Raw genomic sequence first — 24965 nt, 5'->3', positions numbered from 1 at the left:
GTGTTTTCGTTTTGCTGCGGGGGGGGGGGCGGGGTGGGCGGGGGGGTGGCGCTCTTTGTTGGGGGGGGGTGGTTTTTTTGCCCCCGCCTGCCATTCCCCCCCCCCCACGTCTCCTCCAGAAATGCAAAAAATTCTCTAACGGTCCGGCCGGGATCGCTGGCCGAGGAACGGCTGCCGGATGACACCGGGCTGCATTGGTTTGACCGATGGCCGGTCCGGCACGTCCAGGCGACAGGCCGGGCTTGGAAAACGGAAATCGCATCAGCCACTTGATCGGGCCTGTCCGCCGCTCCAAGACCAGGGCGGCGGATAAGCCGATCGAAGTACGCCCGCCGTGAGGCGTCGACGAATATTCGTCATTTTACAAGCGGCTGACGGGCGCATGACAATTGGTTCGCCAATGCGGCAGAGGCGGCGGGGCCGGCGCAGCGACTCGAAGGTTGTTTGCGCTGCGCCGCCACATTACTTGCCGGAACCGGAATGCGACGTTTTGTCGCTGCCGCTGCTGCCACTCCGGGCCCGATCGCGCTCGGCGACCTGGGGATCGGGGGTGAGCTGGTCGACCTTCGCCTCCACCTTCTCGCGGGCGGTCTCGCTGGGCTGCTCGGACGGCTTGACCTCCACCTTCACCGGCGCGGTGCCGTCGTCGATCATGTCGAGCTTCTTGGCGGCCGAACGCGACAGGTCGATCACGCGGCCGTCGACATAGGGGCCGCGGTCGTTGACGATGACGTCGACGCTGCGGCCGTTCTCCTCGTTGGTGACCGTCGCCTTGGTGCCGAGCGGCAGCGCGCGTGACGCAGCGGTCGGCTTGTTCTGGTTCATCGTCTCGCCATTGGCCGTGGTCCGGCCGTGGAACTTGTGGCTGTAGAAGGACGCTTCCCCCTTGTGGACCAGGATCCCCTCGCCATCCTCTTTCTCGACATGGACGGGCGGGACCTTGGGCTTGCCGTTTGCCAGCGCGCCGCCGCTCAGGGTCATGGCGGCGAGCGCCAGGGCGATGATGCGTGATGTCTTCATAGGTTCACCTCCAACTGCGCACCAACGGCAGGCAAGGAAAAGAGTTCCCACCCCGGGCGGAGGCAAGATCAAGCCACTATTTCCGGTTTTGGATGTCTTGGTTTTTTCTGGCTGCAGAACGAAGTACTGATCGGTCGGACCCGCGAGCGCAACGAAAAGGGGAGCAGGATGACGGATGATTTCGCCGTGACCATCGCGGCGGCGGGCCGGCACGGTGAGGCGGACCGCGGCCTCCAAGCCGCGGCCGGACCGGCCGAGACCCGGTTCGTCACCGCCGCCGACGGGGTGCGGCTGCGCGCCGCCGTCTGGCCGGTGCCGGAGCGCATGCGCGGCACCGTGCTGATCCTGACCGGCCGGGCCGAGTTCATCGAGAAATATGCCGAAACCGCCGACGCCCTGGCCGTCCGCGGCTTCCGGGTGGTCGCCGCCGACTGGCGCAACCAGGGCCTGTCCGGACGGCCGCTGCCCAACCCGCAGATCCACCACCTGAGCGACTTCACGACGCTGGTCGACGACCTCGACGCCCTGCATGACCAGCTTGTGGCGCCGGTCGTCGCGGAGACCGGCGGGCCGCTGATCCTGCTGGCCCACTCCATGGGCGCGCTGGTGGCGGTGCTGGCCCTGGCCCGCCATGCCGACGACGATCCCGGCCGCTATGCCGCGGTGCTGCTGTCGGCACCGATGTACGCCGTCAATTTCGGCCGGCTGCCGCGTCGGCTGGCGCGCTGGCTCGCCTCGCTCGGCTTGGCGCTCGGCTGGGGCGAGCGCTATGCGCCGGGGCAGGGCGACTACGACCCGGCGGAGGGGCGCTTCCGCCCCGACAACCCGATCACCTCCGACCCGCGGCGCTACGCCGCCTTCCACGGCCCCTTCGCCGAACGGCCGGACCTGCGAGTCGGCGGCGTCAGCTTCGCCTGGGTGTCGGCGGCGCTGGATGCCGAGGACGCGCTGCGCGGCCCGCTGGGACTCGAACGGGTGCGCACGCCGGTGCTGATGCTGTCGGCGCCCGCCGACCAGGTGGTGCGGGGCGATGCGCACCATGCGGTGGCGGCCCGGCTGGGCAACGCCCGGGTCATCGACTATCCCGAGGCCAAGCACGAGCTCCTTATGGAATGCGACGCCATCCGCGACCGCGTCTGGGCCGACATCGACGCCTTCCTCGACAAGACGCTTGCGCCGGCCTCCGGCTCTGTCGTCGGATAGGCGCCTTCGGGACCGGGGATTCTCACCAGCATGACCGATTTCTGGACGGCGTCGGGCTTCAGCCTGTTGGCCCGCGACGCCGACAACCACCTGGCGGTGACGCCGGATTTCCTGCGCGCCTACCTGCTGCGGCCGGAAATGCGCCCGCCGGACGAGGCCTGCGACGCCGAGCGCACGCTCCATGCCGCCCTGCTCGACGATCCGGCGCGGCCGGTCCCGGACCCCTTGCTCGACGGCATGGCCGATGCCGACGCCCGCGACAACTGGCGGGTCTGGCTTGCCTTCCGCGACCGCCTGCTCGCCGCCGGCACGCTGGAGGGCTGCTACATCCGCCTGTTCCGCGAGGGTGCCCGCGGGGTGCCCGGCCTGTTCGTCGACCAACTCGTCCATGCCATCCTGCGCGGCATCCTCGACGGCACGCCCTCGGGGTTGCGGGCACGAGCGGGCGAGCTGTTCTTCCGCGAGCAGACCGTCTCGGTCGAGGAGGGCCGGGTGCGGCTGGCCGACACCGAGACGGTGGAGATGATGGCGGCGTCCGGCGGCTTCGGCTCGCTCGGCCGTCTGGTGGTGGAGGCGGGGACCGCTCCCCGCTCGGTCGAGCTGGACATCCTGGACGAGACCAACCATCCGCTCTACTGGGCGCGCGACTCCCGGCACGACACGGTGCTGGACATCACCTTCGCCGCAGCCGGCCTCGACGCGCTGGCCCGCGTGCTGGAGGCGTGGGTGGCGCATTTCCTGGGGGTGGCCGTCTCGATCCAGCCGGTGCAGAGCATCCGCGACGACCGCTGGGTCTGGCATGTCGGGCTGGACGGCGCGGCGACCGCGATCCTCAACGACCTCTACAACGGCGCCGAGGTCGGGGAGGAGCGCCTCGCCCAGGTCCTGGCGCTGTTCCGCCTCGACTTCGCCGATCCCGCCGCCATGCGCCCGGACCTCGCCGGGCGTCCGGTCTATCTCGGGCTGGCGATGACGCAGGGGCGGCGGCTGAAGCTGAAGCCGCAGAACCTGCTGGTGAACCTGCCGCTCGCGGCCGTGGCGTGAACGGTGGCGGCGTGAACGGTGGCGGCGTGAGCGGCGGCCCGTCCGCCCCTCACCCCCCCAGCACCGCGCCGACCGGCTTCAGCGGCTCGTGCGCGTCGAACAGGATCTTCAGGATGGCGAGGATCGGCACCGCCAGCAGGGCGCCGGGAATACCCCACAGCCAGCCCCAGAACAGGATCGACACGAACACCGCGATCGGGTTCAGCGACAGCCGCCGCCCGACGATCATCGGGGTCAGGAAGTTGCCCTCCAGCGTGGTCAGGGCGACGAAGGACAGCGGCGGCAGGAGGATGGCGCCGAGCCCCTGGAAGGTCAGCACCGACACCAGGAAGAACACGCCGGTCATCACCGCCGGGCCGATGAAGGGGATGTAGTTGGCCAGCGCCACCAGCACCCCCCACAGCGCCGGATTGGGCAGGCCCCACATCCACATCATCAGCCCGGCGGCCACCCCCAGCGCCACGTTGATGACGGTGATGGTCAGCAGGTAGACGGCGATGTTCTGCTGCAGCGTCGCCGCGACCATCGCGTAGTGCACGCGGTCGTCGACATTGCGCATGGTGCCGATCAGCGCCTCCAGCGAGTGGCGGCCGCGGGCCAGGAAGAAGTAGAGCAGCACCTGCAGGATCACCACGTTGGCGAGCACCGATTCGACCTGGCTGACCGCCTGTTCCATCAGCGTGGGGCCGCGCACCACCACCTCGCGCACCGGGCCGCCCTCGCCGGTCTCCTTGGTGATCTGCTCGATCTGGCGCGAGGCCTCGCGGGCGCGCTCGATGCCGGCGCGGACGTCGCCGAGCTTGAATTCCAGCTCGTGCAGGACCCGCGGCATGCGGTTGACCCATTCGGCGGCCGGCGCGGACAGCGTGTAGATCGCCAGCAGCACCCCGCCGAACAGCGTCACCACCATGATGGCCGCGCCGAGGCCCTCCGGGATGCCGACGCGGTACAGCGCCCGCACCAGCGGCCGCATCAGGAAGCTGAGGATCAGCGCCAGCATGATCGGCAGCAGCACGTCGCGACCGAAATACAGGGCGAACAGCACGGCGATCACGAACAGGCCGACGGCGGCGACGGTCAGCGGGTCGCGGCGATGGCCGGGCGGCGGAAGGGGCTCGGTGACCGGCTCCGGCGTTCCCGGAAGCGGGGCTTCGGGAGCGGTGGGGAGCGAGGCGAACTGGCGGTCTGTCATCGCGGTGGCCGGACCTCCGGAGGGCGGCGCTTGACGGTGGCGCCCGCTCCTCCGATCTAGGGGAGTGCTTTGCCGGACCGCGCCTCCTGCGGTCCCGCCCGTCCATAGCCGGAGACCCAGTCGCGATGCGCAGCCCGATTTCCCTGATGAACGTTTGGGCAGGCCTTTTGGTTCTGGGGGTGCTGACGGCAGCCTCCGCGATCCGCCCGGCGGCGGCGGACGAGGTGGTCGGGCGCTTTTCCAACGACTGGACCGGCAACGGCCTTGAGATCCAGGCGATCGGCGACCCCAAGGTGCAGGGCGTCACCTGCCATCTGGTCGATTTCGACCGCAGCCTGCTCGACCGGCTGAGCAAGGGCAACTGGTTCGAGGACCCGTCCAACGCCTCCATCGCCTGCCGGCAGACCGGCCCGGTGACCGTCGGCGACATCGACGTGTCGCAGAAGGGGGAGGAGGTCTTCTCCGAACGGAAAAGCCTGATCTTCAAGTCGATCGCCATCCGGCGCATCTACGACCGGCCGAACGACACGCTGGTCTATGTGGTGTACAGCCGGCAGGTGAAGGACGCCTCGGCCAAGATGGCGATCTCGACCGTGCCGCTGTTCGCCGCCAACGCCACCTGGACCAAGGGCAAGCCGGCGGCGAAATGAGCGGGGACCGGCGTGCCTGGCTACCCGACGATTCGGCCGAGGCGCACCGCGGTCTGGCCGGACTTCACGCGGCGGGCGGGCATGATCAGCACGCAGTCGTCGTAGGGGGTCGTCACCGCACGGGCGTCGTCCCAGCCGATGACCGTGCCGGCCCGGCCGATCACCTCCATGCCGACGAACGGCGCGGTGAAGCGGAAGCGCTCGCTGGCCGCCGTGACGGCGTCGGTGACCTCGACCAGCCGCTGCGGGTCGCCGCGCCGGCGCAGGCGCGGAGCCCCCGCCGGCGGGTCGATCATTTCCAGGCCCAGCAGCAGCCGCAGGCAGCTTTCCAGCGCCACCACCCCGGTCTCCGCCCGCCAGTGCTGCCCGCATTCCACCAGGATGGCGGTGCGCGCGCCCTCGCGTTCGGCGAAGCCGCCGTAATCGATCAGGCGGCGCCCGCCGGCATGCCCCTCGTCGGCCACCACCCAGGCCGGGTAGCCGAGCCCGAGCGCCAGATCGCGCCCCCGCGTGGTCCTGCCGCACAGCGTCAGCGGCGCCGTGTCGGCGGTCATCGAATGGAGGTCGAGCAGCAGGTCGGCCGAATCATAGAACGGCCGCAGGGCGCGGGCGCGCCGCAGCTCCACGCTGTCGCGGCGCCCGTCCAGGATCTGCGGCGACCACAGCCGGTTGAAATCCTCGTCCAGGTAGCGCGAGGCGTAGGGGTTCTGGCGGTCGAAGGTGGCGTAGGCCGCGGTGTTGGCGAACACGAAGCTGAGCCGGCCGCGGCGGGGCCGCACCCCCAGCCGCAGCAGCGAATCCAGCGCGATGGCGCCGCTGATCTCGTTCCCGTGCACCAGCGCGTTCAACACGACGTGCGGACCCGGTTCGGCCGCCGTCAGGCTGGTGACGTGGTCGATGCCGGTGTTGCCACGGCGGTAGGGCGCGATGTCCGGCGGAGAGAGTTCGACGGGAGCGTGGAGCGGGTCGGTCAAGCGGGGGGCTCGCCATGGTGGGCGCTCCCGTCAGTATGACGAACCAAGCGACTCCGCGCCAGTCCCGGCGGGTGGGAAATTTCGCTGCCGCCGGCCCGGACCGCGCCCGCCTTGCCGGCGCCGTGCCGGTTCCGGCCGCCTTTCCCGCACAGGGCCTCTGTTGCACGGGCATGGCAGGATCATGACGATTTGCCGTCGACGCCCCCTTGACGCATGGGTTATAGGATCCGCCGGACCCCGCCGGTGACGGGTCCGGCGGATTCATGGGGTCGGGGCCGATCTTGCGGTTGTCATGTTCGGGTCGTCCGGTCGGAGGCGGTCGATGAGCTTCGTGATCGATGACGTGCTGGTCCGCAACGACCCGGCCGGGACGGCCGGCCGGGACGGGCGCCTGCCGGTCCTGTTCGACTCCCCTCACAGCGGCTGCGTCTATCCCGCCGATTTCCGGGTGATCTGCCCGCATCCCCTGCTGCGCCAGGCCGAGGACAGCCATGTCGAGGAGCTGTTCGCCAGCGCCCCCGACCATGGCGCCACCTTGCTGTGCGCCCTGTTTCCCCGCACCTGCATCGACGTCAACCGGGCCATCGACGACATCGACCCGGCGCTGATCGACGGCGACTGGCCGGTGCCGCTGCGCCCGACCGCGCGCAGCACGCTGGGGATGGGGCTGGTGCGCAGCATGCTGAAGCCGGGCGTGCCGCTCTATGACGGCAAGCTGCCGGCCGCGGTCGTCGCCGACCGCATCGACCGCTATTACCGCCCCTATCATGCCCAGATGCAGGCGCTGCTCGACGGGCTCGCCGGCCGCTTCGGCACGGTCTGGCACGTCAACTGCCACTCGATGCCGTCGTCCCTGCGCCCCGACGGGCGCGACCCGCTGGCGGTGGATTTCGTGATCGGCGACCGCGACGGCACCACCAGCGAGCCCGGCTTCGTCGAGCTGGTGGCGGGGACGCTGCGGGGCTTCGGCCACCGCGTGGCAATCAACGATCCCTACAAGGGGGTGGAGCTGGTGGCGCGCTATGGCGACCCGGCGCGCGGCCGCCATTCGATCCAGTTGGAGATCAACCGGCGGCTCTACATGAACGAGGAGACGCTGGAGCGTCACGAGGGATTCGGCCGGCTGAAGGGCGAGATCGACGAGTTGATCCGCCGCATCGCCGAGCATGCCGGCCAGGCGGTGCTGCGCCGGGCGGCGGAGTGAGCGTTTCGCAGCCCGGGGCGGCGAGGCGCGCCGCCCGCCGCCCCTTGTCCCGTGCCCTCGTCAGGCCTTGGTGACCTGCTCGCGCGCGAGGTCGAGGAAATGGGCCATCTGCTTTTCGACCCGGTGGTCGGAGATGTCGACGCCCCTGGCGTGCAGGTCGGCACGCAGCTTGTCGCGGATGTCGTGCGGACCGGGGGTGGCGATGTCGGTGTCGATGATCTGGCGGGCATAGGATTCGGCCTCGGCCCCGCTCAGGCCCATGAGGTCGGCGGCCCATTCGCCGGCCAGGCGGTCGCGCCGGGCGCGGATGCGGAAGAGCAGGTCCTCGTCGTGCTGGAACTTGGTCTCGAAGGCCTTCTCGCGGTCGTCGAAGGTGGTCATGGCGACCCGGGCTCCCTTATGGTTTCGCTCCCTGATAAATGGATAATATAGCCTGCGGGCGGTTCCCGTCACCGTCCGGCCGCGTTAACGCCGCGGATATTCCGCGGGTTTCCGCGTCCGTCCGGCCGCCGGGCGGACATAGGCAGGGCAGGGCCACAACAGAAAAGAGACAGGGCATCGCATGTGCAGCGTGATTCTCCTGCGGCGGCCGGATGCAACATGGCCGCTGGTCGTCGCCGGCAACCGCGACGAGATGGCGGGCCGTCCCTGGAAGCCGCCGGCGCGCCACTGGCCCGACCGGCCCAACGTCGTGGCCGGACTGGACGAGCTGGCCGGCGGCTCCTGGATGGGGCTCAACGACGAGGGGGTGGTGGCGGTCGTCCTCAACCGCTTCGGCACGCTGGGGCCGGAGGCCGGCAAGCGGTCGCGGGGCGAGCTGGTGCTGGATGCGCTGGACCACGCCGACGCCGCCGAGGCGGCGCGCAGCTTCGCCGACCTCGACATCCGCGCCTACCGGCCCTTCAACCTCGTGGTCGCCGACAACCGCGACGCCGTCCTGATCGTCCACCGCGGCGCCAACCCCCGCCACCGGCCGGAAGTGTCCTCGATCCCGGCGGGCGTCCACATGCTGACCGCCTTCGAGCTCGACGACCCGCAGGATCCGCGGACCGCCTTCTACCGTCCGCTGTTCGAGCATGCGGCGCCGCCGGCCACCGACGCGCCGGACGCGGAGTCCTTCGGCTGGGGCGGCTGGCCGGACCTGATGGGGAGCCGCATCTGGGAGGGCGACATCGGGCAGCGCGGGGCGATGGACTTCCTGCTTCCCAGCGGCTTCGGCACGACGTCGAGCAGCCTCGTCGCCCTGCCGCGGGTCGAGCGCCCGGAACTCGACGCGATCTGGCACTTCGCGGCCGGCCGGCCGCACGCGGTGCCCTACAGCCCGGTCGAAACGGGGTGAGGCGCCCGCCGGTCGCGCAATCCTGCTCCCCAGACCCGCCCCCCAGGCCCGCCCCGCCGCGTCGTTGTGTTCAATCGGCCGGCTTGCTATATCACTGTGGCACATTCCTGGGCCGGCAAGCTCGCTTGACCGGTCCGTACGTATTTGGACGAACACGCAATGACACGACGCCGGCGCATCTACGAAGGCAAGGCTAAGGTACTCTTCGAAGGGCCGGAACCGGGCACCCTGGTGCAGTACTTCAAGGACGACGCGACCGCCTTCAACAACCAGAAGAAGGGGGTCATCACCGGCAAGGGGGTGCTGAACAACCGCATCTCCGAGTATCTGATGAGCCGTCTGTCCGAGATCGGCGTGCCCACGCACTTCATGCGCCGCCTGAACATGCGCGAGCAGCTTGTGCGCGAGGTCGAGATCATCCCGATCGAGGTCGTGGTGCGCAACGTCGCCGCCGGCAGCCTGTCGCGCCGCTTCGGGATCCCCGAAGGGACGCCGCTGCCGCGTTCGATCATCGAATACTATTACAAGTCCGACGAGCTGGGCGACCCGATGGTCTCGGAGGAGCACATCACCGCCTTCGGCTGGGCCGCTCCCCAGGATCTCGACGACATGGTCGCGCTCAGCTTGCGCGTGAACGACTACCTGTCCGGCCTCTTCCTCGGCATCGGCCTCAAGCTGGTGGACTTCAAGCTGGAGTTCGGCCGGCTGTGGGAGAACGAGGAGATGCGGATCGTCCTGGCCGACGAGATCAGCCCCGACAACTGCCGGCTCTGGGACGTCAAGACCAACGAGAAGCTGGACAAGGACCGGTTCCGCCAGGACCTGGGCCGCGTCGAGGAAGCCTACCAGGAGGTCGCGCGGCGCCTCGGCATCCTGCCGGAAGGCGGGCCGAGCGACGTCAAGGGCCCCAAGACGCTTCAGTAACCCCCTTTCCCCCACCTCCCTCTAGCAAGCGGACATCCGATGAAGGCCAAGGTTCACGTCACCCTCAAGCGCGGCGTTCTCGACCCCCAGGGCAAGGCGATCGCGCACGCGCTGCACACGCTGGGCTTCGACGGCGTCGAGGACGTCCGTGCCGGCAAGGTGATCGAGCTGCAGCTCAAGAGCACCGACGAGGCGGCCGCCCGCCGGGAAGTCGAGGCGATGTGCAGCAAGCTGCTCGCCAACACCGTCATCGAGGACTACGCCATCGAGCTGGTGGCCTGAGCCGCCGGCCTTGAACCGTTTTCCGGACATGGGCCACGGCCGATGAGCGTCGAGCATCTGACCGCGCTTGACCCCATGTTCGCCGAATGCCTGCGGGTCGGCGGTCCGGTCATCCGCGACTTCACGCGGCCGACCGGCTTCGTCGGCCTGCTGCGCATGGTGATGGAGCAGCAGCTCTCCACCAAGGTGGCGCTGGCGCTGTGGGCCAAGCTGCAGGAACGCCTGGGCGGCGCGGTCACGCCCGACGCCATCCTGGCGCTCGACGACGAGACGCTGCGCGCCTGCGGCTTCTCCCGCCAGAAGATCGGCTATGCCCGCGGCCTCGCCGAGGCGGTGGCGGACGGCCGCCTGGATTTCGACATCATCCACTCCCTGCCCGACGAGGAGGCGATCGCCCGGCTCGTGGCGCTCAAGGGCATCGGCCGCTGGAGCGCCGAGGTCTACCTGATGACCACGCTCGACCGGCCGGACATCTGGCCGATCGGCGACCTGGCGATCCAGCTCGGCGTCCAGCGGCTGAAGGGCTGGGCGGAGAAGCCGACGGCGGCGCAGTTGATCGCGGTCGCCGAGCCCTGGCGGCCCCACCGTTCGCTGGCGGCACGGCTGGTGTGGCACCATTACGTGGCACTGCAGGAGCAGGCTCGGGCGGCGCGGGGTCTCGGGCCGGCGCGGGAGCCGTTGCCCTCACCCCAACCTTCCGCTGGGCGGGGCAGGGGGTAAGTCCTTGTTCGGAAGGACTGCCGCCACCCCGCTATAGGTCTCACCCCGCCAGCACCGGCAGCCGCCAGCCCGCCAGCGCGATCTCCACCGGCAGGCGCGCCAGCACGTCGCCGTCGCCCTGCACCGCGTCGGCGAACAGGCCCTCGCCGGCCGGTCCCTCGATGCGCACGCGCGTCGCCGTCACCACGCGGTAGTCGGGGAAGCGCGCCAGCCGGCCGGCGGTGACGCCCCAGACATAGCGCAGCGCCGCCAGCCGTCCGCCGCGCGGGAACAGGCAGACGTGCAGCAGCGGCTCGGCCAGCCGGGCGTCGGGCGCGCAGATGAAACGGCCGCCGTAGAAATGGCCCTTGGCGACGATGACCGAGGCCACCTCTTCCGCCGGGCCGCCGTCGATGCTGACGTGGTAGCGGTGATCCGGCCGCGTCGCCAGTTGCACCAGGGTTTCCGCCACATAGGCGCCCGTGCCGATCACGCGCTTCACCCGCGGGTCGACCCGCTCCACCACCCGCGCGTCGAGCCCGGCGCCCGCCATCATCGAGAACACCCGGCCGTTGGCCAGCGCCGGCCAGATGTCGCGCTGCCGGCCGTCGGCCAGAACCGCGGCGATGCCCTCGGCGGCCATCGGCAGACCGAGTTCGGCGGCCAGCACGTTCGCGGTGCCCATCGGCACGATGCCCAGCGGCATCGGCCGGCCGGCGGCGGCATGGACGGCCAGGCCGTTGATGACCTCGTTGATGGTGCCGTCGCCGCCGGCCGCCACCACCGCGTCGAACTCACCGGGCTGGACGGCCCGGGCGAAGGACTCCGCGTCGCCGCGCCTGCCGGTCGGGCGGATGGTGACGGCAAGGCCCGCCTGTTCGAGCCGGGCGGTCACCGCGCGCAGGCGCCGCCCCCGCCGCCCGCCGGCGGTCGGGTTGTGGATGACCAGGTAGCGCCGCGGGGTGGAGCCATCCGCCTTTCCACCCGCGGTCCCGTCTTCCGCCGCCGCGCCCGCCGCCGCCCCGCCCGCCGCTGGCCGATCCTCTGCTCCGGTTTCGATCGTGATCTGGTCGCGCACCGATTCGCTCTCCCTGACCGGCGCGTGCGGCGCCTTCTGTTGCAGAAGCGTGAATAAAAAGATGCGGGTATATTTCAGTAGAAACGCAAAAATATGAACATATGCCGGAATCCTGTTCTGAATAGGTGCGGCACACCCAAAGCATTGTCAAGATAGGTATCTTTCATTTATACCGATCTCGTCTTGATGACTTCGGTCATGGAGCCTGTTCATGGCGACGACGGAGCGAAAGATGGACGCCGTCCCCACGGTCAAGCGTTACCGCAGCATCTGGATATCCGACGTTCATCTGGGAACGCGCGGTTGCCAGGCGGAGATGCTTCTCGATTTCCTGAAGCACACCGACTCCGATCACCTGTTCCTGGTCGGCGATATCGTCGACGGCTGGCGGCTGAAGAAGACCTGGCACTGGCCGCAGGCCCACAACGACGTCGTGCAGAAGATCATGCGCCGCGCCCGCAAGGGCGTGCAGGTCTATTACATCCCCGGCAACCACGACGAGGCGGCGCGCGACTATGCCGGGCTGCAGTTCGGCGGCGTGCAGGTGGTGGACGAGTGGATCCACACCACCGCCGACGGACGCCGGCTGCTGATCACCCACGGCGACAAGTTCGACGCCGTGGTGCGCTACGCCAAGTGGCTGGCCCTGCTCGGCGACCACGCCTACGTCACGCTGCTGCACGTCAACACCGCCTTCAACTGGGCGCGCCGCCGGCTGGGCTTCAGCTACTGGTCGCTGTCGGCCTACCTGAAGCACAAGGCCAAGACCGCGGTCGAGTTCATCGGCAAGTACGAAGAGGCCCTGGGCGAAGAGGCCCGCCGCCGCAAGGTGGACGGCGTGGTCTGCGGCCACATCCACACCGCCGAGATGCGCGACATCGAAGGAATACTCTATTGCAACGACGGCGATTGGGTCGAGTCCTGCACCGCCTTGGTCGAGCACCACAGCGGCGCGCTGGAGATCATCCACTGGGCGGAGGTCATGGCGCAGCGCACGGCCGCCCCCAGGCCCGGTGCGGCGCCTGCGGCGGCGCCGGCACCGGCGAAGGAGCGGGAGCCGGCGTGAACATCCTGATCGTCAGCGACGCCTGGCACCCGCAGGTGAACGGCGTCGTGCGCACCATCGGCACTGTCCGGCGCGAGTTGGAGGCGATGGGCCATACGGTGGAGGTGATCGGCCCCGACCGCTTCCGTACCCTGCCGATGCCGACATATCCGGAAATCCGGCTGGCGGTGGGGGCGAAGCGCCGGCTGTGGGCGATGATCGAGGGCATGCGGCCGGACTGCATCCACATCGCCACCGAAGGGCCGCTCGGCTTCGCCGCACGGTCCTACTGCCTGAAGCAGGGCAAGCCCTTCACCACCGCCTACCACACCCGCTTTCCCGAATATGTGCGCGACCGCGCGCCGATCCCGCTGGCGCTGTCCTATGCGGTGGTCCGCCGCTTCCACAAGCCGTCCTCGGCGGTGATGGTGGCGACCCAGACCATCGAGGACGCGCTGAAGGGCCGGGGCTTCGCCAACATCCGGCGCTGGACCCGCGGGGTGGACACCGACCTGTTCCGCCCGCGCGACAAGGGTTTCCTCGACCTGCCGCGGCCGGTGTCGATGTATGTAGGCCGCGTCGCCGTGGAGAAGAACCTGGAGGATTTCCTGCGCCTCGACCTTCCCGGCAGCAAGGTGGTGGTCGGCGACGGCCCGGCGCGCGAGGAGCTTCAGCGCAGGTATCCCGGCGTCCATTGGGCCGGCGCCCGGCATGGCGAGGAACTGGCCAAGCATTATGCCGCCGCCGACGTCTTCGTCTTCCCCTCGCGCACCGACACCTTCGGTCTCGTGCTGCTGGAGGCGCTGGCATCCGGCGTGCCGGTGGCGGCCTATCCGGTGCCGGGGCCGCTGGACGTGGTGGACGGCTCCGGCGCCGGCTGCCTGGACGAGGATCTCGGGCGTGCCGTCGCGGGGGCGCTCGCCATTCCCGGCGAGATCTGCCGCGATTACGCGCTCGGCTATTCCTGGCGCCGTTCGGCGGAGCAGTTCCTGTCGAACCTACGGCCGTTCACCTGAGGGGTGGCGGCCGTAGGCATCGCGCCGGCGGACGCGGTGGCGCAGCAGCAGCCGCCTGCGCGTCCGCAGATCGTCGAGCAGCGGGACGATGGCGAGCAGGATCAGGAACAGCGCGAGCGGGACGGTGGTGACGTAACCCACATACTTGAAGCCGGCGGCGCCCAGCGCCCCGCCGGTGAAGAAGGCGGACAGCAGGGTGGCCAGCAGCCGCAGGCGGGAACGGTCGGCGCGCACCGGCTTGTAGCGCGCCGATTCCTCGCCCAGGTTGATGTAGAGCATCTTCCCCAGCTCGATCCCGATGTCGGTGACGATGCCGGTCATGTGGGTGGTCCGGATCTCCGCGTTGGAGATCTTGGTGATGATGGCGTTCTGCAATCCCATGATGAAGCACAGGAGCAGCACCGTCGCCGGCGTGAACAGGGCGCGATGCCCGTCCAGGCTGTTGCCCAGCAGGCCGAACCCCAGCAGCAGGAGCGCCTCCCACAGCAGCGCGTAGGCATAGGCGCTGTGGGTGCGGTGATGGCGGCCCCAGTTGATCAGGATGGTCGAATAGGCCGCTCCCCCCAGGAAGGCGGCCACCGACGCCAGCCCGGCGGTCACCGCCGCCAGGTTCCCCAGCACCAGGTTGTCGGCCAGCGACGAGACGATGCCCGTCATGTGCGAGGTGTATTGCAGCACAGCCAGCAGCCCGCCGGCATTGACCGCCCCTGCGACGAAGGCCAGCGAGACGCCGAGATGAATGTTGGCCCGTCTGGTCCGCTTGCTCTCCGAAAGCGCCCGGAGGTAGGACACCGGCATGCTGCACCGCAAGGCAGGAAATCACGCCGCCAGGATAGCGGAAGAACGGGGGCGGGGACAATGCGGCCGCTTGTGCCGGCAGGGCAATCGCCTGCCGCTTTCGCCGCCATGGCCGCGGCGGCTCTTGCCCGGGATTGAATCACTCTCACCGCAGGGCGGCCGCGTGCTAAGGTGCCGCCGGGCGCGTTGCCGGGGTTCCGTATCGGGAGGACCGGCAACGCGCCCGTTGTCGTCCGTCTCCAGTTTCGGGTCTTGATGCTGCACTCCCTCTACCGTGGCCTGACGACCGTCGCCGGGCCGGCGGTGCGCCTCTACCTCGACCGCCGCCGGGCCGCCGGCAAGGAAGACCCCGCGCGCCAGGCGGAGCGGTTCGGCATGCCCTCGCGTCCGCGGCCGGCCGGCCCGCTGGTCTGGGTCCATGCCGCCAGCGTCGGGGAGGCGAACTCGGTTCTGGTGCTGATCGGCCGCCTGCTGGACATGGCGCCCGACCTGACCGTGCTGATGACGACCGGCACCGTCACCTCGGCGGAGCTGATGGGCCGCCGCCTGCCGCCGCGCGCCGTCCACCAGTATGTCCCGGTCGACCTGCCGGGGGCGGTGGACCGCTTCCTCGACCATTGGCGCCCCGAGGCCGTCCTGTGGATGGAGTCCGAGATCTGGCCGAACCTGCTGGCCGGCATCCGCGCCCGCTCCATCCCGGCGGCGCTGGTCAACGCCCGCATGTCCGAGCGCAGCTTCACCCGCTGGCGCAACGTGCCGGGCTTCGTAGGCGGCCTGCTCGCCACCTTCCAGGTCACGCTGGCACAGACCGAGGGCGATGCCGAGCGGCTGCGCCGGCTGGGTGCGGCGGCCGTCGCCAGCGTCGGCAACCTGAAATTCTCCGCCGAGCCGCCGCCCGCCGCGGACGGCGCGATGGAGCCGCTGCGCCGGGCGCTCGACGGCCGGCTGGTCTGGCTGCTCGCCAGCTCGCATCCCGGCGAGGACGAGATCGCCGCCGCCGTCCATGCCGCCCTCGCCCCGGCCCTGCCGGGGCTGCTGACCGTCGTCGTCCCCCGCCACGCCCACCGCGGCGAGGCGATCGCCGCCCTGATGCGGGGGCGCGGCCTGTCGGTGCTCCAGCGCTCCGGCGGCCTGCTGCTGCCGGAGCGGGACCATGACGTCTATGTCGCCGACACCATGGGCGAACTCGGGCTGTTCTACCGCACCGCGCCGGTGGTGTGCATGGGCGGCTCCTTCATTCCCCATGGCGGGCAGAACCCGGTGGAGCCGGCCCAGCTCGGCTGCGCCGTGCTCTACGGCCCGCACATGTTCAATTTCGACGAGATCACCCACCAGTTGGAGGCGGCCGGCGGCGCCCTGCCGGTGGCCGACGGCACCGCGCTGACCCGCGAGGCCCGCCGCCTGCTGACCGACGACCGCGCCCGCGAACGGCTGGTCGCCGGGGCGGCGCAGGTGACGGCGGACAACCGGCGCATCGTCGACCGCGCGCTGGCGGCGCTGGACCCGGTGCTCGGCGCCGCCGGCATCCGGACCGCCGCCTGAGGGGGACTGCCGGTGAAGACCCCCGCCTTCTGGTATCGGCCGCCCGGACTGGCGGCGGCGCTGCTGGCGCCGCTCGGCGCGATCTACGGCTGGGCCGGGCGGCGGCGGATCGCCGGCACGGTGCCGAGGCCGGTGGGCATACCGGTGGTCTGCGTCGGCAACCTGGTGGCTGGCGGCGCCGGCAAGACGCCGGTCGGGCTGGCTCTGATCGCCGCGCTGCGCCGCCGCGGCGTCGCCGTCCATGCGCTGACCCGCGGCCATGGCGGGCGGGAGGCCGGGCCGCTGTGCGTCGACCCCCGCCGCCAAGGCGCCGCCGACGTCGGCGACGAGGCGCTGTTGCTGGCCGCCGCCGCCCCCTGCTGGGTGGCGCGCGACCGGCTGGCGGGGGCGGAGCGGGCGGCGGCGGCCGGGGCGGGCGCGGTGGTGATGGACGACGGCTTCCAGAACCCGGCGCTGCGCAAGGACCTGGCGCTGGTCGTCGCCGACGGCGCCGTCGGCTTCGGCAACGGCCGGCTGGTCCCCGCCGGCCCGCTGCGTGAGCGGGTGGCCGACGGGTTGGCCCGCACCGATGCGCTGGTGGTCGTCGGCGAGGACCGCTGCGGGGTCGCGGCGCTGGCTGGCGGCCGGCCCGTCCTGCGGGCGCGCCTGGTTCCCGACGCCGGGGCCGCCGCGGCGCTGGCGGGGCGTGACGTCCTGGCCTTCGCCGGCATCGGCCGGCCGGAGAAGTTCTTCGCCACCCTGGAGGCGCTCGGCGCCCGCGTGGTGGAGCGGGCGCCCTTCGCCGACCATCACCCCTTCCGCCCGGCCGAGATCGAGGCGCTCCTCGCCCGCGCCGCCGCGCATGGGGCGCTGCCGGTCACCACCGCCAAGGACGCCGTGCGGCTGCCGGCGGCGCTGCGGGAGCGGGTGGGCGTGCTGCCGGTCGCGGTGCGCTGGGAGGAGGAGGGGGCGCTCGATGCGCTGCTGGACCGATTGCCGTTGAAAGGGACACCCCATGGCGAAGCCGCGTAGTCCGCTGCGGCGATGGCTGACACGCCGCGTTGGCTATCCGCTGGAGGCGGCGCTGGCCCATGGCGTCAACGCGCTGTTCCGGTCGCTGCCGCTCGACCGCGCCTCGGCGCTCGGCGGCTGGATCGGGCGGACGGTCGGTCCGCGGCTGCCGGGCCAGCGCAAGGCGCGGCGCAATCTCGTCCGCGCCTTCCCGGAGAAGCCGGCGGCGGAGATCGACGCCATCCTGCAGGGGATGTGGGACAATCTCGGCCGCACCATCGCCGAGTACCCGCATCTGGAGCAGATCGGCCGCGAGCGGGTGGAGGTGGTCGGCATCGAGCATGTCGACGCCCTGCGCGACGACGGCCGGGCCGGCATCATGGTGTCCGGCCATCTTGCCAACTGGGAGGTGCAGCCGGCCGCCGCCCGGCTGCACCGGCTGGAACTGGCGCTGGTCTACCGCGCGCCGAACAACCCGATGGTGGCCGATCTTCTGCTCAGGCTGCGCGGCGCCGCCAGCGACCTCCAGATCCCCAAGGGTCCGGAAGGTGCCAGAACCCTGCTGCGCCACCTGACCAGGGGCGGGCATGTCGGGCTTCTGATCGACCAGAAGATGAACGACGGCATCCCCGTCCCCTTCTTCGGCCGCGACGCCATGACCGCTCCCGCCGCCGCCGTCCTCGGCATGAAGCTGGGCATTCCGATCTGCCCGACACGCACCGAACGGCTGGAGGGCGCCCGCTTCCGCATCACCGTCCTGCCGCCGTTGGAATACCCGACCAGCGGCGACCGCAACGCCGACATCCGGATTGTGATGGAACGGCTGAACCGCTTGCTGGAGGATTGGATCCGCGACCGGCCGGCGCAATGGCTCTGGCTGCACCGCCGCTGGCCCGACTGACCGTACCCTCCAGCGCCCCCTCCGCCCGCTCGAAGGCCGTCCCGCCATGTCCCTGCCGCTCGATCCCCATCTCCTGCAGCTCTACCTGATCGCCGTCGGCGTGCTGGTACTGGCGCCCGGCCCGGACTCCCTTCTGGTGTTGACGCGCAGCGTCGCCGACGGGCGGCAGGCCGGGGTGGTGGCGACCCTCGGCATCTCGGTCGGCAACCTGCTCCATGCGCTGCTGGCCGCCGCCGGCATCTCCGCGCTGATCGCGGCGTCGGCGGCGCTGTTCGACCTGCTGCGCTATGCCGGCGGCGCCTATCTCGCCTGGATCGGCCTGCGCTCGCTGTGGAGCGTGTGGTGCAGCCGCCGCGCCGCCGGGCAGGCGCCGGCCGCACCGGCACCCGACGAGGCTCCGGCCGGGGCGGGCCGCGTCTTCCTCCAGGCGTTGCTGACCAACCTGCTGAACCCGAAGGTGATCCTGTTCCAGCTCGCCTTCGTGCCGCAGTTCATCGCCCCGGCGCTCGGCCACGTCGCTTTCCAGACCTTCGTGATGGGCAGCATCATCTCGGTGGTCGGCGGCCTCTACCTGTGCGGCATCGCGGTGCTGAGCGCCGGCGCCGCGCGGCGCGTCCTGGCCAGCCCGCGGGTCCGCACGGCGATGGACGCCATCGCCGGCGTCCTGTTCCTCGGCTTCGCGCTGCGGCTGCTGCTGACCGACCGCAAGTTCGCCTGACGGCCTTTCTCCCTCCCTTCTTTTCCCCTCCCCATCGTCACCACAGGTCGTCCTCGTCCTCCGCGGCGGTGTCGACGTCGAAGGTGGCGGCCTGCCGGATCACCGGATGGGCGTTCTTCCACTCCTCGAAATCCGACACCGCGGCCGGGCGGATGCCGAGCGCCAGCACCGGGCAGCCGCCGCCGCGGCCGGCGTCCAGGCGGTAGAGCAGCTTCTTCATCCAGGTGGTGCTGGCGCCGTACTTGTTCTGGAAGTTCTTCATCTCGACCCGCCGCGCGATCTCGGTGAACAGCGGGATCAGTTCGGCGCTGCGGGTCAGCAGCACGCCGGCGCTGATGATGCCGCACTCGTAGAAGGTGCGGGCGGCGTAGAGGTCGCGGTCGAAGGTCTGGTCCTTGCTGTTCCATTCCAGGTCGAAGGACACCCGGTCCTTGACGAAGTCGATCTTGTGGCCGTCGATGAAGCCGTTGACCTTGTACAGCTCCTCGCGCTGGCGCTGCTCCGTCACCGTCTGGCCGCGGTTCTTGCCGGCGACGCGGCGCTTCTCCTCGTGCGTGACGATGATCTTGCTGATGAACAGGTCGCCGCGGATGCGCGTCTCGTTCCAGCCCAGCGGGTTCAGCATCCGCTCCATCGACTTGGCGATCTGCGACTTGTTGCCGCCCGACGCCACGATGTCCTCGGTGCGGATGCGGAAGTCCATCAGCCGCTCGGTGATCTCGCGGAACTCCGGGGCGCAGGCGTAGGCCAGGATGCGCGCGGCATTGCGGTAGCTGTGGACCTCGTACAGGTCGAGGAATCCCGGCGGGAACAGGTCGCCCAGGTCGGAATCCCGGGCTTCGATCACCGGGGCCTTGTCGTGGAGGCAGGCAAGCAGGTTCATGACGGCACGCGCGCGATGGAAAACGGCGCCACCATGGCGGCTGCCGCCGGGCAAATCCACCCTTTCCGCCGCGGCCGCTCCGGCGCGGCGGCCGAGTGGCGAACTGGCGGCCCGTCGAGCAGCTATGATATGGTGGCCCGCGCGCTAGGGTGGAAAAAGCGCGGCTCCCGCGCGGCTGCCGCGTGGGGGATGTGATGAGCGACGAATTCCTGTTCGCCGAAGAGGAGCCGCCTGCCGAAACGGTGGAAACGCCCGATCCGGCAGAGCCATGGCTGATCCTGATCGTCGACGATGACCCGGCCATCCACGCCACCACCAAGATGGTCCTGCGCGGCTTTGCCTTCGAAGGACGGTCGGCGCAGTTCCTGTCGGCATCCTCCGCGGCCGAGGCGCGCGGGCTGCTGCGCGACAACCCGGCCGTCGCCGTCATCCTGCTGGACGTGGTGATGGAGTCCGACGATGCCGGCCTGCGCCTGGTCCGCTACATCCGCAGCGACCTGAACAACCGGCGGGTCCGCATCATCCTGCGCACCGGCCAGCCGGGACAGGCGCCGGAACGCGACGTCATCCTCAGCTACGACATCAACGACTACAAGTCGAAGACCGAGCTGACGGCGCAGAAGCTGTTCACCTCGGTGGTCGCGGCCTTGCGCGGCTACCAGGACATCACCGCGATCGAGGACCACCGCGAGGGGCTGGAGCACATCCTGGAGGCGTCCTCGACGTTGCTCGGCAAGCGGACGATGGCCGACTTCGTCCGCCATGCCGTGGCGCAGATCGTCGGGGTCTGCCCGCCGGGCGACGGGGTGGCGCTGGTGAGCCGGCTGGCCGATGCCGGGCCGGTGGAGCCGCTGGTGCTGGGCGGCGCCGGCCGCCATGCCGCGGCGGAGGGGATGGCGCTGTCCGCCGCGTTGCCGGCCGAGGTGGTGGCGGCGGTATCGTCGGCGCTGGCCGACGGCCGCAGCCGCTATGAGCGCACCCACAGCGTGCTGGTCTTCCGCTCCGCCACCCGCCGGCACGACACCGCCGTCTATCTCGGCCACAACCGCGCGCCCAGCGACGACGAGCGGCGCCTGCTCGAGGTGTTCTGCGCCAAGGTCGCCATCGGCTTCGATAATGTGCACCTGTACGAGGAGCTGACCGAACTCAACCGCAGCCTGGAGCGCCAGGTGGCGGAGCGCACCTGCGACCTGGTGGCGGCACGCGAGGCCGCCGAGGCGGCGCGGTGCGAGGCCGAGGCGGCGAACCAGGCCAAGTCCCTGTTCCTGGCCACCATGAGCCACGAGATCCGCACGCCGATGAACGGCATCCAGGGCATGCTGGAACTGCTGGAGCACACCGGGCTGACCGGCGACCAGCGCGAACTTGTGGGGGTGGTGCGGGAGTCGGCCGGCGCCCTGCTGACCATCATCAACGACATCCTCGACTTCTCCAAGATCGAGGCCGGGCGGCTGGACCTGGAGCGGGTGCCGGTCTCCCTGACCGGCGTGGTCGAGGGGGTGGCCGACACCCTGGCGCCAGGCGCCCGGGCCAAGGGGCTGTCGCTGGTCACCTACATCGATCCCGACCTGCCGGCGACCGTGCTGGGCGATCCGGTCCGCATCCGCCAGATCCTGTTCAACATCGCCGGCAACGCCGTGAAGTTCACCCAGTCCGGCAAGGTGACCGTGAGGGTGGAACCGGCGCATTTCGACGGCGAGCGGGTGATGATCAAGGTCGCGGTGAGCGACACCGGCATCGGCATCCCGGCCGACGTCCAGGCGCGCCTGTTCCAGCCCTTCTCCCAGGCCGAATCCTCGATCACCCGGCGCTTCGGCGGTACCGGGCTGGGGTTGTCGATCAGCCGGCGCCTGGCCGAGCTGATGGGTGGCGAGATCGGCGTCACCAGCGTGCCCGACGTCGGTTCGACCTTCTGGTTCACCGTCGCCGTCGATCTCCTGGCCGAGACGCCGGAGCCGGCCGACCCCCAGGCGCCGTTGCAGGGGGTCACCGTGCTGCTGCTGGCGGCGGACGCCGAGGAGCGCGGGTTCCTGGCCCGCTACCTGAACAGCGACGGCGCCCAGCTCGTCGAGGCGCCGGACGCCGCCACGGCCCTCGACACCCTGTTGCCGAATGCCGCCTGCGACGTGCTGGTGGCCACCGTCGGGACCGATACCGCGGCCCTCGGCGCCGACCCGCGTGGCCGCGTGCGCGGCTGCGTCCTGATCGGTCCGGACGCCCGGATCGGCGACTCGTCCGCCGGGGGGGCGGCCGTGCCGACCGCGCCGGCGGCCATGGTCGTTCCCCGTCCGGTGCGGCGCGGCGCCTTGGTGCGCGCCGTGTTGGCCGCCGCCGGCCGGCCGGGCGCCGGCCAGGCCATCCCCGGTGAGCCGGAACCGGCGGCACCATACGCCGGCCGCCAGCGCCTGCCCACGGTGGAGGAGGCGCGCGGGCGCGGCAGCCTGATCCTGGTGGCCGAGGATCATCCGACGAACCGCCAAGTGATCCGGCGCCAGTTGACGCTGCTCGGCCATGCCATGGAGATCGTCGAGGACGGCGTCCAGGCGCTGGCGCGCTTGCGGGCCGGCGGTTTTGGCCTGTTGCTCACCGATTGCCAGATGCCGGAGATGGACGGGCTCGAACTGGCCCGCACCATCCGCGCCGCGGAGACGGCGGGGGCGGGCGGGCGGCTGCCGATCGTCGCGATCACCGCCAACGCGACGGAGAACGAGAGGCAGCAGTGCCTGGCGGCCGGCATGGACGATGCCCTGGCCAAGCCGGTCAGCCTCGCCGACCTGCGCCGCGTGCTCGACCGCTTCCTGCCGGATGCGGGCGACGGGACGGCCGGTGCCGGTGCCGGTGCCGGTGCCGACGGTGGCCGGGACCTCCTTCCGCCCGCCCAACTGCCGCCGCTCGACCTCAGCGGGCTGACCTCGCTGTTCGAGGGCGATGCCGACTTCGTGCGCCATCTGCTGGGAGAGTTCGTCACCTCCAATCGCGCCTCGAACCAATGGCTTAACGACGCATTCGCCAGCGCGCGCTGGGACGAGGTGCGGCAGGCCGCGCACAAGCTGGTGGGATCGTCGCGCACCGTCGGCGCCCGCGATCTCGCCGCCGCCGCCGAGGCGGTGGAACTCGCGATGATCGACCAGCAGCACGACGGCATCGCGCCGATGGTCGCCCGGGTGGCGGCGGAGCTGGACCGCGTCGTCGACCACATCGCCGCGCAGACCGGCCCGGCCTGAGGCGGGCCGCGCCGTCCCCGCACCGCTGGCGGGCGGAGCTGTAGCGAACCCGACATGCCCGTCGGCTTGTCGCCTTTGCGACAAGCCGACGGCGCTTTCGCGACCCGGAAAATCGCTGTTAAATGAAGGGGATAAGCTCTCCCCGACCGGCTGGCACGACGCTTGCTCTCACTGGGCTACCCAACGGCCCGGCGCCGGCCCCATGCGGGCGTCACCCATGGGGTCGTCACAGTCCAGCGACAGTCAAGGAGAGCGGGATGCACATCGTCGTCTGTATCAAGCAGGTGCCGGACAGCGCCCAGATCCGCATCCATCCCGTGACCAACACGATCATGCGGCAGGGCGTGCCCGCCATCATCAACCCCTTCGACCTGTTCTCGCTGGAAGAGGCGCTGCGGCTGAAGGACAGGGTGGGCGCCCGGGTCACCGTGCTGACGATGGGGCCGCCGATGGCGGAGACCTCGCTGCGCAAGGCCCTGTCGCTGGGCGCCGACGACGCCGTCCTGCTGACCGACCGCAAGTTCGCCGGATCCGACACGCTGGCGACCTCCTATGCCCTGACTTCCGCCATCCGCAAGCTGGCGGAGGAGGACCCGGTCGACATCGTCTTCTGCGGCAAGCAGACGGTCGACGGCGACACCGCCCAGGTCGGCCCCGGCATCGCCACCCGCCTCGGCTTCGAGCAGCTCACCTACATCACGAAGATCGAGGATCTGGATCTCGCCTCGAAGGAGATCGTGGTGCAGCGCCGGTCCGAAGGCGGCGTGCAGGTGCTGAAGACCAGGCTGCCCTGCATGATCACCATGCTGGAAGGCACCAACACCATCCGCTTCGGCCGGATGGACGACCTGTTCCGCGCCGCCCGCTACGAGCTGAAGACCTGGAGCCGCGACGTCACCGGCGCCGAGGAGGGCCGCGTCGGCCTGAAGGGCTCGCCGACCGTGGTGTCGAAGGTCTTCGTGCCGAAGCCGCGCGCCGAGAAGGCGAAGATGATCCAGGCCGAGGCCGACACCCCCGATGCGCAGGCCGCCGCCGCCATCGACGCCATCTTCGGCGCCCAGCCGAAGCTGGCCGACGACTTGCTCGCCCGCGCCGCGGCCGGGCTTTGACGATCCATCCGCGGGAGACCCGACGATGAGCGAACCGAGCAAGCCCCAGGGCCGCAAGTTCCAGCTTCCCGACCACCTGAAGGTTTACCAGAACGTCTGGGTGATCGTGGAGCAGGAGCGCGGCATCGTCCATTCCGTGTCGCTGGAACTGCTGGGCGAGGCCCGCAAGCTGGCCGACAAGCTGGGGGTGGAGGTCGGCGCCGTGGTGCTGGGCGCCGACAGCCCCGCCCTGGACCGCATCTGCGGCGATGCCATCGGCTTTGGTGCCGACATCGTCTACAAGGTGACCGATCCGGCGCTGGCCGACTACCGCACCGATCCCTATTGCCGCGTCATGACCGACGTGGTGAACACCCACAAGCCGGAGATCGTGCTGCTGGGCGCCACCACGCTGGGCCGCGACTTGGCCGGCGCCATCGCCACCACGCTGGCGACCGGCCTGACCGCCGATTGCACCGAGCTGGACATCTACGCCGACAACCGCTCGCTGGCCGCCACCCGGCCGACCTTCGGCGGCACGCTGCTGTGCACCATCCAGACCCTGGCCTACAGGCCGCAGATGGCGACGGTGCGTCCGCGCGTCATGGCGATGCCGGAGCGTGACGACGCCCGCAGCGGCCGCGTCATCGAGATCAGGCCGGATCTGCGCGAGGAGGACATCGTCACCAAGGTCCTCACCTTCATCGCCGACCGCGAGCAGAGCGAAGCGCAGCTCGCCTTCGCCGACATCATCGTGTCGGCCGGCAAGGGGCTGGGCAAGGTCGAGAACATGAAGCTGGTCTTCGACCTGGCCAGGGTGCTGGGCGGCGAGGTCGGGGTGACCCGGCCGCTGGTCCAGGCCGGCTGGGCCACGAACGATCGCCAGGTGGGGCAGACCGGCAAGACGGTGCGGCCGAAACTCTACATCGCCGCCGGCATCTCAGGCGCCATCCAGCACCGGGTGGGCATGGAGAAGTCGGACCTGATCCTGGCGATCAACACCGATCCCAACGCGACGATCTTCGACTTCGCCCATCTCGGGCTGGTCGGCGACGCGCTGACCATCCTGCCGGCGCTGACCGACGCCTTCGGTCGCCGCCTCTCCGTCAACCGCATGGCCGGCTGACCGCCGGACGGGAAGGGAGCCTGTC

General features: G+C 70.6%; 24 protein-coding genes. 17 read left to right on the top strand and 7 right to left on the bottom strand.

The window, feature by feature from the left end; genetic code table 11:
- Positions 1–462: 462 nt before the first annotated feature.
- On the bottom strand, positions 463–1020 hold the full coding sequence (locus tag J2850_RS04915) for a septal ring lytic transglycosylase RlpA family protein (RefSeq protein ID WP_209979314.1): 558 nt from the start codon (positions 1018–1020) through the stop codon (positions 463–465).
- 168 nt (positions 1021–1188) lie between these two features.
- Between J2850_RS04915 and J2850_RS04910 the strand changes: the two genes are divergently transcribed.
- Complete coding sequence (locus J2850_RS04910; protein ID WP_209979312.1) at positions 1189–2223, top strand: alpha/beta fold hydrolase; 1035 nt, start codon at positions 1189–1191, stop codon at positions 2221–2223.
- A gap of 30 nt (positions 2224–2253) precedes the next feature.
- Positions 2254–3267, top strand: a complete 1014-nt coding sequence (locus tag J2850_RS04905; RefSeq protein WP_209979310.1) for a DUF6352 family protein — start codon at positions 2254–2256, stop codon at positions 3265–3267.
- Positions 3268–3316: 49 nt separating this feature from the next.
- Here J2850_RS04905 and J2850_RS04900 read toward each other — a convergent pair whose 3' ends face one another.
- Positions 3317–4459 carry an AI-2E family transporter gene (locus J2850_RS04900; RefSeq protein ID WP_209979309.1) on the bottom strand — a complete coding sequence of 381 codons (1143 nt, stop codon included), beginning with the start codon at positions 4457–4459 and terminating at the stop codon, positions 3317–3319.
- 146 nt (positions 4460–4605) lie between these two features.
- On the opposite strand from J2850_RS04900, the gene J2850_RS04895 reads away from it, so the two are divergent.
- Positions 4606–5109, top strand: a complete 504-nt coding sequence (locus J2850_RS04895) for a CreA family protein (RefSeq protein ID WP_246512800.1) — start codon at positions 4606–4608, stop codon at positions 5107–5109.
- A gap of 20 nt (positions 5110–5129) precedes the next feature.
- Here the strand turns inward: J2850_RS04895 and J2850_RS04890 are convergent, their stop codons facing one another.
- The gene (locus J2850_RS04890; protein WP_209979305.1) at positions 5130–6083 is read right to left on the bottom strand and encodes a M14 family metallopeptidase; all 954 of its coding nucleotides are present in this window, start codon (positions 6081–6083) and stop codon (positions 5130–5132) included.
- Between the two features lie 322 nt (positions 6084–6405).
- On the opposite strand from J2850_RS04890, the gene J2850_RS04885 reads away from it, so the two are divergent.
- On the top strand, positions 6406–7287 hold the full coding sequence (locus J2850_RS04885; RefSeq protein WP_209979304.1) for an N-formylglutamate amidohydrolase: 882 nt from the start codon (positions 6406–6408) through the stop codon (positions 7285–7287).
- Positions 7288–7347: 60 nt separating this feature from the next.
- Here the strand turns inward: J2850_RS04885 and J2850_RS04880 are convergent, their stop codons facing one another.
- Positions 7348–7668, bottom strand: a complete 321-nt coding sequence (locus J2850_RS04880) for a DUF1476 domain-containing protein (protein WP_209979302.1) — start codon at positions 7666–7668, stop codon at positions 7348–7350.
- A 181-nt stretch (positions 7669–7849) separates the two neighbouring features.
- Here J2850_RS04880 and J2850_RS04875 point away from each other — a divergent pair, with 181 nt between their 5' ends.
- From J2850_RS04875 to J2850_RS04860, 4 genes are all read left to right on the top strand, one after another.
- Complete coding sequence (locus J2850_RS04875; protein WP_209979300.1) at positions 7850–8626, top strand: NRDE family protein; 777 nt, start codon at positions 7850–7852, stop codon at positions 8624–8626.
- 159 nt (positions 8627–8785) lie between these two features.
- Positions 8786–9550 (top strand): phosphoribosylaminoimidazolesuccinocarboxamide synthase, encoded by a 765-nt coding sequence (gene purC, locus J2850_RS04870; protein ID WP_209979298.1) that lies wholly within the window; start codon positions 8786–8788, stop codon positions 9548–9550.
- Positions 9551–9589: 39 nt separating this feature from the next.
- Positions 9590–9832, top strand: coding sequence for a phosphoribosylformylglycinamidine synthase subunit PurS (purS, locus tag J2850_RS04865; protein WP_209979295.1), 243 nt, complete (start codon positions 9590–9592; stop codon positions 9830–9832).
- 42 nt (positions 9833–9874) lie between these two features.
- A complete protein-coding gene (locus J2850_RS04860) occupies positions 9875–10552 on the top strand; it encodes a DNA-3-methyladenine glycosylase family protein (protein ID WP_209979293.1) in 678 nt (225 codons plus the stop codon).
- Between the two features lie 40 nt (positions 10553–10592).
- Here the strand turns inward: J2850_RS04860 and J2850_RS04855 are convergent, their stop codons facing one another.
- The gene (locus J2850_RS04855) at positions 10593–11609 is read right to left on the bottom strand and encodes a diacylglycerol/lipid kinase family protein (protein WP_307353987.1); all 1017 of its coding nucleotides are present in this window, start codon (positions 11607–11609) and stop codon (positions 10593–10595) included.
- A gap of 232 nt (positions 11610–11841) precedes the next feature.
- On the opposite strand from J2850_RS04855, the gene J2850_RS04850 reads away from it, so the two are divergent.
- Positions 11842–12675 carry a UDP-2,3-diacylglucosamine diphosphatase gene (locus J2850_RS04850; protein WP_209979291.1) on the top strand — a complete coding sequence of 278 codons (834 nt, stop codon included), beginning with the start codon at positions 11842–11844 and terminating at the stop codon, positions 12673–12675.
- Positions 12672–13670: a glycosyltransferase family 4 protein gene (locus J2850_RS04845; protein WP_209979289.1), complete on the top strand. Its 999-nt coding sequence runs from the start codon at positions 12672–12674 to the stop codon at positions 13668–13670. Before J2850_RS04850 ends, J2850_RS04845 begins: the two co-directional genes overlap by 4 nt.
- Here the strand turns inward: J2850_RS04845 and J2850_RS04840 are convergent.
- On the bottom strand, positions 13653–14468 hold the full coding sequence (locus J2850_RS04840; RefSeq protein ID WP_209979287.1) for a YoaK family protein: 816 nt from the start codon (positions 14466–14468) through the stop codon (positions 13653–13655). The two genes, J2850_RS04845 and J2850_RS04840, sit on opposite strands and share 18 nt — an antisense overlap.
- 255 nt (positions 14469–14723) lie before the next feature.
- Here J2850_RS04840 and J2850_RS04835 point away from each other — a divergent pair, with 255 nt between their 5' ends.
- The 4 genes from J2850_RS04835 to J2850_RS04820 are packed head-to-tail and all read left to right on the top strand — an operon-like array spanning position 14724 to position 18619.
- The gene (locus tag J2850_RS04835) at positions 14724–16010 is read left to right on the top strand and encodes a 3-deoxy-D-manno-octulosonic acid transferase (protein ID WP_209979285.1); all 1287 of its coding nucleotides are present in this window, start codon (positions 14724–14726) and stop codon (positions 16008–16010) included.
- A 12-nt stretch (positions 16011–16022) separates the two neighbouring features.
- Positions 16023–17021, top strand: coding sequence for a tetraacyldisaccharide 4'-kinase (lpxK, locus tag J2850_RS04830; protein WP_209979283.1), 999 nt, complete (start codon positions 16023–16025; stop codon positions 17019–17021).
- A complete protein-coding gene (locus J2850_RS04825; protein ID WP_209979281.1) occupies positions 17005–17901 on the top strand; it encodes an LpxL/LpxP family acyltransferase in 897 nt (298 codons plus the stop codon). The genes lpxK and J2850_RS04825 overlap by 17 nt, the downstream gene beginning before the upstream one ends.
- Positions 17902–17947: 46 nt before the next feature.
- Positions 17948–18619: a LysE family translocator gene (locus tag J2850_RS04820; RefSeq protein WP_209979279.1), complete on the top strand. Its 672-nt coding sequence runs from the start codon at positions 17948–17950 to the stop codon at positions 18617–18619.
- Between the two features lie 37 nt (positions 18620–18656).
- On the opposite strand, the gene J2850_RS04815 is transcribed toward J2850_RS04820, so the two are convergent.
- Positions 18657–19502 (bottom strand): BglII/BstYI family type II restriction endonuclease, encoded by an 846-nt coding sequence (locus J2850_RS04815; protein ID WP_209979277.1) that lies wholly within the window; start codon positions 19500–19502, stop codon positions 18657–18659.
- Positions 19503–19696: 194 nt separating this feature from the next.
- Between J2850_RS04815 and J2850_RS04810 the strand changes: the two genes are divergently transcribed.
- From J2850_RS04810 to J2850_RS04800, 3 genes are all read left to right on the top strand, one after another.
- Positions 19697–22726, top strand: a complete 3030-nt coding sequence (locus J2850_RS04810; RefSeq protein ID WP_209979275.1) for a hybrid sensor histidine kinase/response regulator — start codon at positions 19697–19699, stop codon at positions 22724–22726.
- A gap of 257 nt (positions 22727–22983) precedes the next feature.
- Complete coding sequence (locus J2850_RS04805) at positions 22984–23835, top strand: electron transfer flavoprotein subunit beta/FixA family protein (RefSeq protein ID WP_209979273.1); 852 nt, start codon at positions 22984–22986, stop codon at positions 23833–23835.
- Positions 23836–23860: 25 nt separating this feature from the next.
- Complete coding sequence (locus J2850_RS04800) at positions 23861–24940, top strand: electron transfer flavoprotein subunit alpha/FixB family protein (protein ID WP_209979271.1); 1080 nt, start codon at positions 23861–23863, stop codon at positions 24938–24940.
- The last annotated feature ends 25 nt before the right edge of the window (positions 24941–24965 follow it).

The organism is Azospirillum picis (assembly GCF_017876115.1).
Taxonomy (GTDB): domain Bacteria; phylum Pseudomonadota; class Alphaproteobacteria; order Azospirillales; family Azospirillaceae; genus Azospirillum; species Azospirillum picis.
This window is presented reverse-complemented; position numbering and strand designations above follow the sequence as displayed.